This is a genomic window from Streptomyces sp. NEAU-174 (genome assembly GCF_052665095.1).
Window position 1 is genome coordinate 45,457 of record NZ_JBQTCE010000028.1, and the last position, 14,412, is coordinate 59,868.

Consider the following 14,412-nt stretch of genomic DNA (forward strand, 5'->3'; position numbering starts at 1 on the left):
CGGGGCGGCCGGCCTCTTGCCGATGCTGCGGGCGCCCCGTGATGACACCGTCCCCGGCCGGATTCCGGCCGGGGCGGTGGTGTTCAGAACGGCAGCTCGTCCCAGGCCGGGACGGGCAGGATTCGGAGACGCAGCTCGCGCCGGTCGGACCAGCACCCACACGTCTCCATCTCGGGGAAGGCGCCGCCGGTCCACCAGCCGCCTTCGCCGTGGCAGTGCGGGCAGTTGGGCCGGGGCCGGGCGGTGATCTCGAGGCGGTGCCGGTCGGCGTAGAGCTTGAGGTGGCTGGCCTTGAGTGCGGCGGCGGCCGTCGCTGCGGTGAGCGGGACGGTGGCGGCGAGGAGCAGTGCGATACGCACGCGGCGGGCGTTCACGTCAGCGGGGCGCGGCGTCGGCGAGGATTTCGGCGTGGTCGAACGCGAGGTGGGGGAGCGCGTCCAGGGGCCACCAGCGGGCGGCGCTGGCGTCGTCCCCTGCCCTCGGCGGGACGGGTGAGGGCAGGGTGGCCGTGTAGGCGACGGTGGCGTACCGGCCGCGGGGGTCGCGGCCAGGGGCGTCATAGGAGGCCACCTTCCGGAGTTCGGCTGTGGAGACAGCGATGCCGGTCTCCTCCTCCAGTTCACGCGCCGCGGCGGCCAGACTGGTCTCCCCGGTATCCACGTGACCGCCGGGCAGGGCCCAGCAGCCCTTATACGGGGCCCACCCCCGCTTGATCAGCAGGACCTGCCCAGCAGCAAGCAGGACGACGTCAGCGGTGCGGATCGTCTCGTCGGTGGTGTCGGTGGTCATGGGGCTGGTGTCCTCTCGGATCAGGCGGCCAGACGGTGCGTGGCCGGGGAGGTCATGTAGGTGTCGGGGCTGGGCTCGAAGCCGTGGTGGCACGGGTCGCACCAGCCCTGGGTGCGCAGCGGGAGACAGAAGTAGTAGCGGCGCTTGCACTTGGGACAGGTCTGCCTGGCGGCCATTGCGCGGTCCAGTGCCCATTCCTGAGCGAGGGTTGGGACGCGGCTGGGCTTGGCCAGGTCACGCCGCCACAGCCAGGCGCGAGTGGGATGGGTACATGACCATTCAGGCTGGAAGGCGCACGCCTTGCAGCGCAGGATCGCGACCGGGTCCTGCCCGCCGGGGCTCAGCTTCTGTTCCCGTAACTGCCGTCGCGTGAGCAGGCCCTCGGGGACAGCGCCGCGGTCGTACTCCTCGATGGTCGCGCTGCTGCGCGGTACTCGTTTCACCTCGCGGCGGCGCCCCTTCCTGGAGCGCGGCATCAGTGCCCCCAGGCGGCGGGCAACCGGGCGGGGCGCTGTGGGTAGCGGGGGCCGGGGCGAAAGGGGCGGGGCCGGCCGATCCGACGGCGTGGTCGGGGGATGAGCACGAGCGGGTTCTCCAGACGGCGGTGGGCAGCACGCACCCGTGCCCCGCCGACATCGGGTTTGTCGGCGGGGCGCGGGTGCGGATGGGCGGGCGGCGGGGGCGGCGGAAGTTGGTATCGGCGTGGCGGCCGCTCGGTGGGGTGGTTGAGCAAGCCGGCCTGTCCGGTCCTCGCCGACCCGGTGACGGGTGGGCGAGGACCAGGCAGAGCGACGGGATCAGCTGTTGAGCTGGCGGACGTTGTGCGGGGTGCCTGCGTCGGGCTGGGCGGGGACGTGGATCTGGGGCTGGACGGTGACCTGAGGGGCGCCGGTGTGGACGGAGGCGAAGACCCGTGGGCGCAGGTTGAGCCCGCGCAGGGCGAAGGCGGAGGCGATCGTCCAGGCGAGGACGGCGATGGCGGTGGCGACGGTGCGCGAGGTGCCCGGTGTGATTGTCCAGACCATTGCGATGCTCGCCGCGCCCCAGGCCGTCCAGGTCAGCCGCACGCCGTTGCTTCGGGTGATGAATCCGGTGGTCAGGGAGAACAGGCCGACGGCCTGCCACAGGGTGTAGACGGTGGAGGCGCTGATCGGCAAGCCGACGGAGTGGGCGGCGATGTAGGAGCGGACGGGGTTGTCGATCGTGGCCCACACGCCGGTTGAGGTGCTGTCGCCGACCTGGACGTTCGGCGCGGCGGTCAGCAGGCGGTGCGTGGCATCCAGCATGATCTCGACGGCGCCGTTGAAGAGCAGTACGACGAACGAGAAGACGGCGATGGCGGCGACGGCCTTGATCCAGTTAGCCATGCCGTGCCATCCGGCGTTGGGTGCGTGCCGGACGTCCTCCCACAGCTCGTGCAGGATGCCGCCCTCGCCCCACGCCTTGTTTCACCAGGCGCGGGCGGAGGCGAGGCGCGGGTACTCCTTCTTCGTGTTCGTCGTGCGGTCGTTGTCTGGGGTCGTGTTGGTGTCGTTGGGTGCCAAGGTGTGGCTGCTCCTTGTCGAGGTGGGGGTGGTGCGGGCCGGGCGGCCTGTCCCGTCCCCGGTGCCCGGGGACGGGCGGGACGGGGGCGAGGCAGGCGGCCCGGGTCATCCGTGAAACTTGTTGCGCCGGAAGACCGCCTTGCGGATGTTGACCGTGGTGCCTCCCTTGCCGCTCCGTGCGCCGCGTGCGGCGAGTGCGAGGAAGACGAGCGCGAACAGGCCCGCCAGGCTCATCACGGCCTGGCCGGTCGCGGTGAGGATGGCGGGGATCTGCGCGAGGGTGGGTGCTGCGGCGCCGACGCCGATCCCGGCGAGCGCGATGCCGCCCCCGGTGGACAACGTCAGCGCGCTGTATTTCCAGACGAAGGCCGGCACCACGCGCTGCGGCTGGGTCGGGGCGGGCAGGGGTGGGGGCGCCGACGCCGGGGTCACGATCTGCGGGTGGACCGCGACCGGGGCGAGGGCTGCCTGTATGGCCGCTTGCTGGTACTGGGCGCGGATGTGGGTGAGGGTTTCCTCCCTGCGGACCAGGTCGTAGACCCGGGCCATGTACGCCTCGTCGGTGTAGAGACCGGCGGCGGCGTGGGCGGGAGCCGCCGGGATCGGCAGGCCGGTGGTCTGCGTGCCAGGGCGGGCCTCGGGGAACAGCGCCCAGATCTCCTCCAGGCCGTCGTACGGCAGGCCGACGGTCGGCATGCCGGGCGCCGGCGGGGCGTGCTCGGTTCGCTGAACTTGTTCGGTGAGGGTGAGGTCGCGGGGTTCCACGGGTGCTCCTTGGCGGGGGAGAGGGTGGTAGGGAACGCGAAGGACCCGCCCGGCCGGGGTGGCTGGGCGGGTCCTTGGGGCCCGGGGTGGGCCGTGAGACGGGGCGGTGGTTCAGCCGAGGCTGTAGAAGGCGAGGAACGCAGCGAGGAGAACGCAGCCGAGCTTCGCCCACCACGGGCCGACCTCCCAGGCGCCCCAGAGCAGGGCGAGGGAGGCGGCGCGCAGACCCCAGCGTGCGAAGAACCCCAGCGGCTGGTGCTGCTGGAGCTCCTGGATCCGGGCGGTGCGCCGGTCCATTTCCGTCTGGAGGTGCGCGCGGGTGACGGTGTCGGACTCGGCAGTGTTCTTGAAGGTCTCGCTGTAGGAGTGTCGTTCGGCCTCCAGGCGCTCGATCTCCTCATCCGCTGTCTCGAAGGACATGGTCACTCCTTGGTGTGCGAAGCGGCGGCGGCCGCAAGGCCCATCGCGCCCAAGTCTCGGGCGGTGTAGCCGAGTTCGTCGGCCAGCCTCATCATGGTCGCCTCCAGGTCCTGCGTCGAGACCAGGATTTCGCGTGCCGTGGAGCCGTCGGACGGGCCGACGATGCCCAGCTGGTGGAGGAAGTCCATCAGCTTCTCGGTGTGGGCGAAGCCGATGCGCAGCTTGCGCTGGAGCATCGACGTGGACCCGAACTGGGTGGACACGAGCAGTTCGACGGCCTGGAGGACCAAGGTGCCGTCGATGCCTTCAGGCAGGGCCGCCGTGTCCTGTCCGGTCGGGGCGGTGCTGGGCTGCTGGGCAGCGGCTTCGCGGGCGACGTAGCGGGTGTACTGCCGCGTATCGTCCTTGATGGCCTTGCCGTCCTTGGCCCAGGTCTGCAGCCAGCCGCCGACCGTGCGCTGTGCCGGTGCGACGTCCTCGCCCAGGAGCTGCTTGAGCATCTCGTGCAGCGCCTTGGGCGAGTAGCCGTCTTCACCGGCGGCGACCAGAAGCTCCCAGCCCCTCTCGCGCGGGTCGACCGGGCGGGCTGGGCGGGGGAGCGGTGCCGCCTGCGGGGCGGAGCCCGGCGCCGGGGGCGGGTCTGCGGGGACGGCGACCGGTGCGGCGGTCGGGTCCAGGCTGGCGGTGACGGCGGCGAACAGCTCCGCCGCGCCTCCGAAGCCCTCGAAGCCCTGCGGCACCGAGACGGCCGGGGCCGCCTGGGTAGTGCCGGCCGACGCGGCGGGGGCCGGGTCGGAGGCGAGCAGAGTGGAGGCGGGAATGATCTCCCCGGCATTGTCGATGGCGTACTGCGCGGACTCGGTGAGCTTCTGGCCCTTGTAGAGGTCCGGCAGGGTGCGCGCCCACCGCTGCGGGTAGTGCGCGCCACTGTCGACGGACGCGGACAGCTCATCGAGCTTGGGCCGCCGCCCGGCGGTCGCCGCGCAGATCTTGTCCATCAGCTCGTCGACCAGGCGCCACACCTTCATCGCGGTGGGCTTCTTGGGCCCCAGCCGGGTGTGCATCGTCCAGCCGGACCCTGCGACGGGCGCGTCCTTCGGGTCGATCTTGATGTAGCCGGGGAAAAGGTAGGCCAGCTCCTCCGGGTCGCTCACGGTCATGCCGACACGCCACTTCGACATGAGCTTCATCATCGCGGTGATGGCGTCCTGCGTGGCGCGCAGGGCCGCGACCAGCGCCCGTACGCGCATCGCGCGGCCTTCCTCTTCGACCTTGTCGACCATTTCCTTGATGTCGAAGGGCAGGGAGGCGGTCTCGTCGCAGATGATGACGATGCCGGGGATCTCGTGGCTGATCGGGAGCTTGTTGTCGGTCTTCTGCTCGCGCATCAGCTGCTGGTATCCGGCCTTGCGTGCGGCGATGATCTCCCCGGCCATCTTGAGCATGAGGCGGGCTTCGTCCTCGGTGTGTGCGATCCAGTCGACGATCGGCGCGGAGGCGAGGCCCTCGGTGGCCCACGGGGTGATCCACGGGAGGGCGACGCCACCGCCGGTGATGTCGATGGCCCAGATCAGCGCGTCGGGCATCCGGGCGAGCTGGGCGGTGACCACGCGCAGCGAGTTCGTCTTGCCCGCGTCCGTCTCGCCGATCAGGATGCCGCAGTCGTTGCAGAGGCTGCCGAGGGCCGGCTCGCCGTTGCGGTGCATACCGAAGGGGAACCGCTCGGTGAGGCTGATCTCGGAGTAGTCCTCCGGGTAGGGGATGTCCTCGCTGATGACGTCCTTGAGGGTGACCTCGATCAGGATCGTGCCGCGGTTGGCGCCGGGGAAGATCTCCACACCACAGCCGTCGGCCAGGCGCAGGTCGCTGGCGAACTTCGGGCCGTAGCCGTTGAGGTCGTCAATGGTGGTCCCGCCGTCGGGCAGGTCCATCTCCACGGTGTAGCCGACCTTCCCGGGCCAGTGCTGCACGTCCTTGCCCTGGCACTTCTCGATCCGGGCGACGCGCGCCATGCGGTCTTCCCAGTCGCGCAGGATGCCGACCGACTCGCGGCGCAGCTTCAGCAACCGCTTGCGCTGGGAGCGGGTGGGCTCCGTACGGGTCGCCGACGCGTTCGCGGCGAGGCCGACGGCGGCCAGGCCCAGGCCGGTTGCCCAGCCGGTGGAGGTCAGGGGCGCGGTCGCCAGCGCCCAGGACGCCCATCCGGCGGCGGTGAGCCAGGACAGGGCGCGGGTGGTGAGGGTGCCGACGGTGGTGCCCTCGCGCAGGTCGTGGACCGTCCCGGCGGCGGCCGCGCCGGTGAGGGTGACGGCGGCGGCCTGCCAGGGCAGTCCGGTGATCGGGGCGAGCATCACCATCGAGGCGGCGGTCTCGCTGGCGTATCCGAGGAAGGTGGTGTGGCCGCTGGGCAGCGACCAGTCCCAGTGACGCATCGACATGGGGAAGAGTTCTCCATCCTGGTCAGGAAGGCGGGGGCGAGGGCAGCAAGGCGATAGGCAGCAAGAGAGCCGGTGGCCGGCCCCGGGGGTCGGGGTCCGGCCATCGGCTCCTGGTGGTGCGGGTCGTACTGGGGGGGATGTGGGTCAGCGGGGGGTGTTCCACATGGACTCGGCAGCCGGGCCCTTGCGGGGGTTGATGTTGTGGCTGATTTCCCGGCTGTGGTCCTCGAGGAACAGCTTCGCGGCCATGTCGGCGTCGTCGCCGGCCGCGCGGATCATTGACTCGAGCATGCCGAGCTCGTCGGTAACGCGGTCGTCGACCGGGTACAGGTCGCGGGTGCGCTGGTGCAGGGCGTGGATGCAGTCGGCCAGGGCAGTGATCCCGTAGGCGGTGCCCTGGAACTCGCTGCCGACCTGCATCATGTGGACCGGTTCGAAGGTGCGGTAGAGCACGGCCATCAGGACGCATCCGGACTCGATCCGGCCGGGCATGAACATCGCGCCCTCGGGGGCGTCGGCCCCGGTCGGGGTGACGTTCCACATCCACTCGTTCGTCCGCGGGGCGACGATCCGCTCGATGTCGAACGCGTGGGCGTAGCGGAAGAGGGCGACCATGTTGTCCGCGCGGGACGCGGCGTTGATCAGCCGTTGGCACGCCTCACTCAGTTTGGCGATGGCCCGCTTGCTGCACGGGTACTTCTGGTCGGAGTTGACGGCCATCTGCTGTACAGCCATCGCCGCGGCGCGGATGCCGTTGGGCAGGCCAGCGTATTCGGCGGCGACCTCCATCATGCTGCGCGGGCTATAGCCGGTGTAGGCGGAGTGCGCGGCGCGCATGGCCATGGCGAACTTGCTGTTGTTGCCGTCCAGCACCGTGGTGCCTGCGGTCAGGGAGGGTCCGGTCACGGGGTCGGTGTCCTTCCTCGGGTTGTTGACCTTGAGGGTGAGCTGGTCCGCCTGGGCTTCCTTGTCGTGGCGGGCCTTGGAGCGGCGGAAGAAGAACCGCCAGATCCGTCCGGCGATGCGGACGGGGAACGCGAACCCGCCCAGCGGGTCGCGGTGCCGGGTGAGCAGGCGCCAGGCGCCCCACAGGAGTCCGAGGGGCAGCGTGAGCAACCCTCCGAGTCCGGCGAGGAACCCGGCGCCGACGCAGCGCGCCCAGTGCCCGAGCTTGCGGGCGGCGACGCGGCGCAACCGGTAGCAGCGGCCCGCTGCCGGGCCGCTGCTACCGGAGCCGTTGGAGCTGCCGTTCTTGCCCTTCTTCGAGCGGCGCAGCCTGCCCGCCCAGCCGCGCATCTTCCGCAGCGCGCGTCCGAGACGGGTCTTTGCGGGCGTAGACGATCCGGTGCCGGTGCCCTTGCCGCCGGTGCCGGAACCGCCGGAGGAACCGGAGTTCCCGGAGCCGGAGGCCCCAGCGCCCGCGCCGCCGTTCTTGCGGCGCATCCTGTTGCCCCAGCCCTTGAGGGTCTGCCACGCCTTGCCGGAGCGGGACTGCTGGTGGGCACCAGCCTTCCCGGCCTGGTTCTTGCCGCCGCCGGTGCCCTTGGGCGTGTTGGCACCGGGGCTGTTGGCACCGCCCATACCGCCCTTGTTCTTACGGCGGCCACCTTCGCCGGGCAGGCCGCCCGGGCCGCGCCCGTTCTTCCCATTCCCGCTTCCGCGGCCGCCGGGGCCGCGGCCGGAGCCGCCGCCTGCAGCGTGGCGGCCGCCGGGTCGGCGTCCGGCACCGGTCCCGGTGGAGCCGGTGCCGTTCGTGCGGCCGCGGCCGCCGCCACCGGCAGCACCGCCGCCCCGGCCGCGACCACCGCCGCGTCCGAACAGGCCGCCCTTGCCCACGCCTCCCCCAGACCGGCCGAAGCCGCCGCCGGAGCGATTGCCGGTGGTGACCTTGCGGACGGTGGCGACCTTCGAACGCTTCTTACGGCTGGCCAGCGCGGCAGCACCGACCGCTGCTCCGGCCGCGCCAGCGGCGATGAGTCCGGGCACTCCGGCGGCGCCGTACGCGACGCCTGCTGCGATTCCGGTTGTGTTGCCGCCATGGATCAGGAGCGGCAGCGCCCGGGGGCGTCCGTGGCTGGTCTTCTTCGGCTCCGGGGCCAGGCCGGCGCCACTCGAGGGCTCGGTGTCGACGGGGTATTCGGCGGTGTCGGGGCCCTCGCTGTTGGCGCTGTCGATGGTGGTGTCGGGGGGCGCGGTCGCGGTGTCTGCCACGACGAATCTCCTCACATTGCGTAGCGGAGAGGCGAGGCGAGGCGGCGCGACGCGAGTGCGAAGCCCCCTTCACCCCCGGCTAGGGGGCTCAGCAGGGAGCTGGGAGGGGGTGTTTCCCTCGCCTCGCCTCGCTTCGCTTCGCCTCGCCGCTACTTTCCGTGAACGACAGGGGTAGGGTGCAAAAGGTGCTTTCCGGGCCGCTGGTCGGTCCGGTTCGTGCGGGATGAAGCGGGTAAGGCGGTCGGCCTGGCGGCCGCGGCCGGCCCCCGCACCCACCCTGTCCGGCGGCGCGTCGGAGGGGAGGTGCGAGGGACGACCGTGGGGGCCAGGAAAACTCTCAGATCAGATTCCGTTTTCAGGCTGCTGCCTGCTCCGGAACTTCGTTGCCGCCGCCCTTGAGGAGGTCAACAGCGCGGGTCTTGCGGTCCTGCGCAGAGCCGGTGGAGATGCCCAGTTCCTCGGCGATGACGCGGACGGTGACCGCGCTCTCCCCTCGGGCCTGGATCATCGCGACGACCCGGTGCACGTCCCAGTCGACCTGAGACATGCGGGCCATCGCAGCGGCTTCAACCGCACGGGCCTCGTGTTCAGCGGCACGCGCCCGGTGCTCAGCGGCTTCCTCGATCGCGGCCTCCTCCCGGGCCTTCGAGGTGGCGATCTCCTCTGCTGCGATCTGCTCCTGACGGGCCGCGTTCACCGTCGCGGCGCGGTGTTCAGCCTCCTTCCGCTCGTGTTCAGCAGCCTCTTCCAGGGCCCGCTTCTGTTCGGCCAGGGCCCGCGCGCGGCGCTGATCCTGCTCCGCGATGCCGGCCTGCCGGGCGGCCTCATCGCGCTGGGCGCGGGCAGCGGCATCGGCCTGGATGCGGCGCTCGTGCTCGGTGGCCTCCGTGGCCATCTGCTGCTGCTCCAGACCCCACCTGGCCTGCACTTTCTCCCGCTCAATCCGGGCGAGGGTGCGGCGCTTCTCGGTCTCGTCGGCGAGCTCCTGCGCTTCAGCTGCAGCCTGGTCCTCAGCGAGCTTGAGCGCGTGCTGACGCTTCGCCTCGCGCAGTTGAGCATCGGCTTCGACCTGTTGAATCTCCGCCTGAGCCTCGCGTTCCGCTTCGGCCTTGGCGATCTTCAACCGCCCCTCGCCCCGGATCTTGTCGACCTCCGCCTGAATGCGAGCCTCTCCGAGTTGAACATCAGTCCTCACTCGCTGAATCTCGGCCTCGGCCCGCTGAACAGCCGCCCGCGCCTTCCGCTCGATGAGCTTGGTCTCCTCCTGGAGCGGCACCTCCAGAGCGCTCTCCACATCGAAGCCGAACGGGGCGAGCTTGAACGGCAGCAGTTCGTCCGGCGTCGCCGCCTTGCGCCAGCTCTCCGGGGCGCTCTCGTACTTCTGACGCAGCCCTTCGCGGTAGATCCGCAGCTGCTGATGCTGAGCGGCAACCTCCTTATAGGAGAGGTTGTACAGCCGCATCCGGCGGGCCAGGCGGGGTGTGGACAGCGGGGCGAGGATCCATCGGGTCAGCGGGACCGACCCGAGCGGAGTGGCGCCGGCCAGCAGGTCGGCCATCCGGCCGATGTAGTGGCGGGCAGCCTCCACGGCCATGATGAACAGCACCGGGATTACGCCGTGCATGGATGCCGCGAGCGGGTCGGCCGACACCGGCCCCGTCGGGGCGGCGGCGTTGAAGGCGACCGTGGCGGCGGTCAGGCCGTGCGCGGCCCAGCGCAGCACCGGCAGCGGCATCCGTTTGCGCGTCATATAGAGGTCGAGCGCCAGGAGGACGAGGATGCCGGCGTCGATGCCGATGGGGAACGCGTAGGAGAAGGTGCCGAAGCCCTTGCCCTCCGCGAGGTGCCGCAGGGTGTTGTAGGAGCCGGTGAAGCCGATCCCGGCGAGCACCAAGCCGCCGACGCCGGCGATGACGGCGAGTAGCCGCATGGTGCGCGGGTTGTCCGGCTTCGACGCCTGTTCCGGAACATCGTGCCGTTCCGGCTCCTGGTCCTCGCCGTGGTCGGGGTGGTCGGCCGGGCCGGGGACGCCCCAGGAGCGGGAGTCGTCGTCGCCGTCCGGACGGATCACGTCGGGCTTGCGGATGTCGACGGCGGTCATGTGCTGCTCTCCGAGTCGTCGGTCGGGAAGAACGGATCCAGGGCCAGGCCGACACACAGCCGGACCGCGCCGAACACGGCGAGGCCGACGGCCAGGTGCAGACAGGTCGGCCACAGGCCGTTCACGAACAGGTCGAACAAGGCCAGGACGGTAGCGACCAGCGCGGTGAGCGTGGCCAGCAGAGCCGACAACGGGCTGCGCGCCACATAGGTGTCTGCCGAGGTCTTGTCGAGGTCCGAGGGAGTGGCGGTGGTACTCACCGGGCACCCCCGCTGGTAGCGTTGGCCATGCGAATCGCTCCCTTGTCAGCGGATCGCGAGAACAAAGGAGAGGCCCCGGGCGTGGGGCCTCTTTCTCTTTGCCGAGCCAATTCCGGCTCTCCGCCCCCGCCACGACCCAAGCCGTCGTGGCAAAGCGGGAGAACCGCCGGCCCCAGGACGGAGAACAACTCCGGCCGGGGCCGCGGCAGGTGACTCCAGGCGGCCGTCAGCCGCGGTGCTCCTTGAGGTACTGGGCAATCTGAATCTTCACGGTGGCCATCCCGGTGTATGCCGTCATCTCCGGCCAGACACCGTGGTTCTTCTCCGCATCCCGGAGCAACTTGTACGCCTCCAGGACCAGCTGGTCCGGGTCGGCGTCAATGTGGCGCAACGGGCTGGTCAGACGGGCGAATATCCCGGCCATCGAGGACTCCTTCGACGTATCGCTCCTGGACTGTCGCCAGGAGCAGCAGGCGGAACAACGCGGCCACCCGGGGTACGGGCGGCCGACTCGAGGTAGTGCTGCGGTGCGGGCAGAAAGTTGTCTGGCGCTCCCGCCGGGCGGGAGCGAAGCGGAGAAGACAACCAACAGAAAGGCTCAAGCGGCGACGCTGATGTGCTGGCCGGTGAGCGGCCGGTGCGGGGCGATGGCCCGCCCATCGGGCAGCAGCTCGCCGGTGTCCTCGAAGAGGAGAACGCCGTTACACAGCAGGCTCCAGCCCTGCTCCGGGTGGTGCGCCACCAGATGGGCGGCCTCCCGGTCGGAGCTGCCGGCCAGCGGGCACGGCGGCGTGTGCGGGCAAGCGGGGGTTGTTGCCATGAGTGATCTCCCTTGGTTGCCGGTGCAGGTGTGGACCGGAAGTCAGCGGGACCGTGTGGTCGCCTGCTGGATGCGGTCCCTGCGTTCTCCGCCGCCACCGGTCCGGGCAGAAGCCGGTCCGGTGGCGCCCGGGCAGCGCAGGGCTGCGATCAGACGCTGGTGTTGCCGGTGCGTTTGCGGGCGGCCCGGCGCTTCAATGCGCGCCGCTCGTCCTCGCTCATTCCGCCCCAGACGCCGTAGTGCTGGTTGGTGTCCAGCGCCCGCTGAAGGCAGGTCTCCATGACCGGGCAGCGGCGGCACACGGCCTTGGCCTCCTCGATCTGCAGCAGGGCAGGGCCGGTGTTGCCGACCGGGAAGAACAGGTCCGGCTCCTCATCTCGGCAGGCCGCGCCAGCACGGAAATCACGGTCGCGATCGTCCGAGGCGAGGCTCTGGGCGACGGTGGTGCGCACGATGTGCTTCACGGATCCTCCCTGGATGCGTGTGTCAACGGGTCCCGCTGTCGGGCTGGTGCCGGTGGGCGGGTGGATGTCGGTGACGCCGTGACCGACTGGCCGCAGCGGGACGGATGTCCCGGTGCCTCGTCAAGCAGCGCGGGCGAAAGCGCCCGCGATCGAGCTGGAGTCGGCTTTGCCAGGCCGGATCAGATAGTCGGAGTCGGTCCAGGCCGATCCGACCGGGAACGGCTGCCCGTCAGGGCGCAGCGTGTCGCGCACGATCACCGTCCACCGCGCGCCAGCACGGCCCAGGAGCGCCGCTGCCCTAAGCGGGTCTCTGATCAGGGCCAGGACCTCGAAGCGCCCGTCGACGTTCTGGTAGATGGCGCCGGGGCGGCGCGGGCCGATCTCGTCGTCAGCAGACGGCAAGGGGATGCTCTTCAACGTCAAAGGTCCTCTCGGTGAGCGGGGATCACGCGGTTTCGGCGTCGTCGCGGGGCTGTGTGCGCACACGCGGAATCCCTCGAGGCGGGTGGATGGCGTGGACGGGATGACCTCGGTCCAGCGCTCTGTTCGTTGCCACAGCGGCGTCCTCGACCAGAGCGCGGGCCATCGGGTGCACAGGGCCGCGAGCGGCGATGGCCCGTGCCGCGCGGTCCTGCGCGGCACGGGCCATCCGGAGGAGATCAGCCACGGGCCTGCTGGTCTCGGCGACTCTGCTCGTTGCGCTGCCGGAGCTCCTCTTCCATCCGCTGGCGCTCTTCGTCGGTCATGCCGACACAGCCAAAGAACATGAGGATCATGCCGACACCCCCACGGGCTGCCCCTGGCCCAGGCCGGGGGCGGTCATGTCCGCCCCGGTTGTGGGCACGAAGTCGTCGTCCTGGGGCTTGATGGGGTCGTGGTCACGCTGACCGCACCAGTCACACGCCGTCGGCGGCGCCGCCGTCCGTTTGCCCGGCCACGGGTGGTCCTTGCACGTGCAGTCGTCCGCGGGCTTTCCGCAGATGCAACCCTGATCAGCACTCGCACCACGAATGTGGCACCGGAGCTGCTTGCCAAGCGGCGAGCGCTCGACCCTCCAGCCCGGGGCGAGCACGTCCAGCAGGAGCAGGCCCCGACCGGACTCGGTGACGTCGCTGTCCATCACCGCCGTACAACGGGTCGGCAACTGGTGCCCGGCGGGGTCGTGAACGGCGAGGGCGATGCCGCCGCCGGAGGTGGCGTGGACCTCCACCACCAGCAGCGAGCCGTCACCGCAGGCCCGTACGGCGTTACTGATGAGCTCGGAGACCACCAGCTGCGCGGTCCCGGCTGCCTCGCTGTCCGCTCCGTATACCACGGGCACCGTGCCGACCAGCTGCCTCACGACACTGAGCGTGACGGGCGAGGCAGTCATCTGGGCAACGAAGCCACGGACACGATGCCGGACGTGCAGGCCGGGCACGGTGGGGAGTTGCGGCCGCTCCTGGTGAGCGTGCCGGACACGGTGCAGCGCCTCCGGGATGCTCGGGTCGCTATCTCCCGCGTGTACGCGCGGAGGCGGGGGAGCTGTCATGATGGTTCGCAAGGTCGATTCCTCTCTCCATCGAGTTGGCGACCGACGACGGCCCCGGGATTGCGCCCCGGGGCCGTCATCGTTTTGCGGGCTGTCGTACGAGCAGCCGTCGTACGAGCAGCCACGGCCCCGGCCAACCCGAGTACGGAGTGGCCGGGGCCGTGGTTGCTGGTAGGAGCAGTTGTCAGGCCGCCGTGACCGCTGCCCGCAGGTCGGTCACGGCGGTTGGATCCCAAGCTTGGCCAGAATTCCCCCTCTCAGCATTGAAGCGGCATTCGCTAAATTGAATTTTCCCAACGCTGAAGAGATGGGGGGATTTATGTTCAAGGGCTTCAAGAGATCATTAGGAGTGTTCGGGTGTGCTGGGCTCCTGAGTGCCGCTGCTGTGCTGGCAACCGGCGGACCAGCACAAGCTGCCGCTCTCGGCTGCGACTACCCGAAGGTCTGTTTCTACACAGCGTCCAAGACGAAAGTCGGGCAGTTCCAGGACGTCACCTCCGGGTGGCAGTCGTTCTCCCGGACTGACATCTACTACGCGGTCAACACCCGCAACGACGACGTCGCGTACATCCGCTACAGCAACGGCCAGACCAGCTGCCTGGGCGAAGGGCAGCCCAACACGATCTGGGACCTCAGGATGTACGGCGCCAGCGTGTACCCCAACGGGGTACGGATCAGCACCAGTTCGAACTGCTACCCGTAAAACACGGGAGATGTTGCCGCCGTCGAACTCTCACCGACGGCGGCAACTTTACGCTCAAACATCAACGCCACCCTCCACGGCAAACAAGAAAGTAAATCCCAGTAAAGCCTTGGCCAGAATTTCAGCCCCGCCGAACAGCCCTTCCCGCTGGGCAAAACAGACAAGAAACACGCCCGCCCCACAGCAATCACTGAGCACATGCGCAAAATCCCCGCACCCGCCAACCCAACCAAATCCAGTTGCATGAGATCAGCCCCCGGGGACGGCCATCCGCGGGCTGCTGACTGCCGTACGAGCAGCCACGGCCCCGGGGGGGCCACCCCACCCTGACGGGCGGGGAAACCAATATCCCTTCCCCGAAGGTCC

At 70.2% G+C, this 14,412-nt stretch carries 16 protein-coding genes; 1 reads left to right on the plus strand and 15 read right to left on the minus strand.

The window, feature by feature from the left end; all coding sequences use genetic code 11:
- Nucleotides 1-83: 83 nt before the first annotated feature.
- The 15 genes from ACT2CW_RS46505 to ACT2CW_RS46575 form a co-directional block, all read right to left on the minus strand.
- Nucleotides 84-359 carry a hypothetical protein gene (locus ACT2CW_RS46505; RefSeq protein WP_445520957.1) on the minus strand — a complete coding sequence of 92 codons (276 nt, stop codon included), beginning with the start codon at nucleotides 357-359 and terminating at the stop codon, nucleotides 84-86.
- A 16-nt stretch (nucleotides 360-375) separates the two neighbouring features.
- The gene (locus ACT2CW_RS46510) at nucleotides 376-789 is read right to left on the minus strand and encodes an NUDIX domain-containing protein (RefSeq protein ID WP_445520958.1); all 414 of its coding nucleotides are present in this window, start codon (nucleotides 787-789) and stop codon (nucleotides 376-378) included.
- A gap of 20 nt (nucleotides 790-809) precedes the next feature.
- Nucleotides 810-1,232: an RRQRL motif-containing zinc-binding protein gene (locus tag ACT2CW_RS46515; protein WP_445520959.1), complete on the minus strand. Its 423-nt coding sequence runs from the start codon at nucleotides 1,230-1,232 to the stop codon at nucleotides 810-812.
- A gap of 354 nt (nucleotides 1,233-1,586) precedes the next feature.
- A complete protein-coding gene (locus ACT2CW_RS46520) occupies nucleotides 1,587-2,156 on the minus strand; it encodes a hypothetical protein (RefSeq protein ID WP_445520960.1) in 570 nt (189 codons plus the stop codon).
- 282 nt (nucleotides 2,157-2,438) lie between these two features.
- Nucleotides 2,439-3,098: a hypothetical protein gene (locus tag ACT2CW_RS46525; RefSeq protein ID WP_445520961.1), complete on the minus strand. Its 660-nt coding sequence runs from the start codon at nucleotides 3,096-3,098 to the stop codon at nucleotides 2,439-2,441.
- 111 nt (nucleotides 3,099-3,209) lie between these two features.
- Nucleotides 3,210-3,518, minus strand: a complete 309-nt coding sequence (locus tag ACT2CW_RS46530; protein ID WP_413804232.1) for a hypothetical protein — start codon at nucleotides 3,516-3,518, stop codon at nucleotides 3,210-3,212.
- A 2-nt stretch (nucleotides 3,519-3,520) separates the two neighbouring features.
- Nucleotides 3,521-5,956 carry a DNA translocase FtsK gene (locus tag ACT2CW_RS46535; RefSeq protein WP_445520962.1) on the minus strand — a complete coding sequence of 812 codons (2,436 nt, stop codon included), beginning with the start codon at nucleotides 5,954-5,956 and terminating at the stop codon, nucleotides 3,521-3,523.
- A gap of 144 nt (nucleotides 5,957-6,100) precedes the next feature.
- Nucleotides 6,101-8,167 carry a hypothetical protein gene (locus tag ACT2CW_RS46540; protein WP_445520963.1) on the minus strand — a complete coding sequence of 689 codons (2,067 nt, stop codon included), beginning with the start codon at nucleotides 8,165-8,167 and terminating at the stop codon, nucleotides 6,101-6,103.
- 355 nt (nucleotides 8,168-8,522) lie between these two features.
- Nucleotides 8,523-10,268 carry a DUF2637 domain-containing protein gene (locus ACT2CW_RS46545; RefSeq protein ID WP_445520964.1) on the minus strand — a complete coding sequence of 582 codons (1,746 nt, stop codon included), beginning with the start codon at nucleotides 10,266-10,268 and terminating at the stop codon, nucleotides 8,523-8,525.
- Nucleotides 10,265-10,528: a hypothetical protein gene (locus ACT2CW_RS46550; protein WP_445520965.1), complete on the minus strand. Its 264-nt coding sequence runs from the start codon at nucleotides 10,526-10,528 to the stop codon at nucleotides 10,265-10,267. Before ACT2CW_RS46550 ends, ACT2CW_RS46545 begins: the two co-directional genes overlap by 4 nt.
- A gap of 226 nt (nucleotides 10,529-10,754) precedes the next feature.
- Nucleotides 10,755-10,952 carry a hypothetical protein gene (locus tag ACT2CW_RS46555; protein WP_445520966.1) on the minus strand — a complete coding sequence of 66 codons (198 nt, stop codon included), beginning with the start codon at nucleotides 10,950-10,952 and terminating at the stop codon, nucleotides 10,755-10,757.
- A gap of 174 nt (nucleotides 10,953-11,126) precedes the next feature.
- Nucleotides 11,127-11,348 carry a DUF5999 family protein gene (locus tag ACT2CW_RS46560; protein ID WP_445520967.1) on the minus strand — a complete coding sequence of 74 codons (222 nt, stop codon included), beginning with the start codon at nucleotides 11,346-11,348 and terminating at the stop codon, nucleotides 11,127-11,129.
- A 149-nt stretch (nucleotides 11,349-11,497) separates the two neighbouring features.
- Nucleotides 11,498-11,803 (minus strand): WhiB family transcriptional regulator, encoded by a 306-nt coding sequence (locus ACT2CW_RS46565; RefSeq protein WP_445521000.1) that lies wholly within the window; start codon nucleotides 11,801-11,803, stop codon nucleotides 11,498-11,500.
- Between the two features lie 129 nt (nucleotides 11,804-11,932).
- Entirely contained in the window at nucleotides 11,933-12,229 is a 297-nt protein-coding gene (locus ACT2CW_RS46570) for a hypothetical protein (RefSeq protein WP_445520968.1), read from the minus strand.
- A 355-nt stretch (nucleotides 12,230-12,584) separates the two neighbouring features.
- The gene (locus ACT2CW_RS46575; protein ID WP_445520969.1) at nucleotides 12,585-13,343 is read right to left on the minus strand and encodes an ATP-binding protein; all 759 of its coding nucleotides are present in this window, start codon (nucleotides 13,341-13,343) and stop codon (nucleotides 12,585-12,587) included.
- Between the two features lie 385 nt (nucleotides 13,344-13,728).
- Between ACT2CW_RS46575 and ACT2CW_RS46580 the strand changes: the two genes are divergently transcribed.
- Complete coding sequence (locus ACT2CW_RS46580; RefSeq protein ID WP_445520970.1) at nucleotides 13,729-14,046, plus strand: hypothetical protein; 318 nt, start codon at nucleotides 13,729-13,731, stop codon at nucleotides 14,044-14,046.
- Nucleotides 14,047-14,412: the final 366 nt, after the last annotated feature.

What these genes read in the sequence shown, in the direction of transcription:
- ACT2CW_RS46510 (WP_445520958.1), bottom strand. Translation starts at nt 789, where the DNA reads ATGACCACCGACACCACCGACGAGACGATCCGCACCGCTGACGTCGTC.
- ACT2CW_RS46520 (WP_445520960.1), bottom strand. Translation starts at nt 2,156, where the DNA reads ATGGCTAACTGGATCAAGGCCGTCGCCGCCATCGCCGTCTTCTCGTTC.
- ACT2CW_RS46530 (WP_413804232.1), bottom strand. Translation starts at nt 3,518, where the DNA reads ATGTCCTTCGAGACAGCGGATGAGGAGATCGAGCGCCTGGAGGCCGAA.
- ACT2CW_RS46535 (WP_445520962.1), bottom strand. Translation starts at nt 5,956, where the DNA reads ATGTCGATGCGTCACTGGGACTGGTCGCTGCCCAGCGGCCACACCACC.
- ACT2CW_RS46545 (WP_445520964.1), bottom strand. Translation starts at nt 10,268, where the DNA reads ATGACCGCCGTCGACATCCGCAAGCCCGACGTGATCCGTCCGGACGGC.
- ACT2CW_RS46555 (WP_445520966.1), bottom strand. Translation starts at nt 10,952, where the DNA reads ATGGCCGGGATATTCGCCCGTCTGACCAGCCCGTTGCGCCACATTGAC.
- ACT2CW_RS46560 (WP_445520967.1), bottom strand. Translation starts at nt 11,348, where the DNA reads ATGGCAACAACCCCCGCTTGCCCGCACACGCCGCCGTGCCCGCTGGCC.
- ACT2CW_RS46575 (WP_445520969.1), bottom strand. Translation starts at nt 13,343, where the DNA reads ATGACAGCTCCCCCGCCTCCGCGCGTACACGCGGGAGATAGCGACCCG.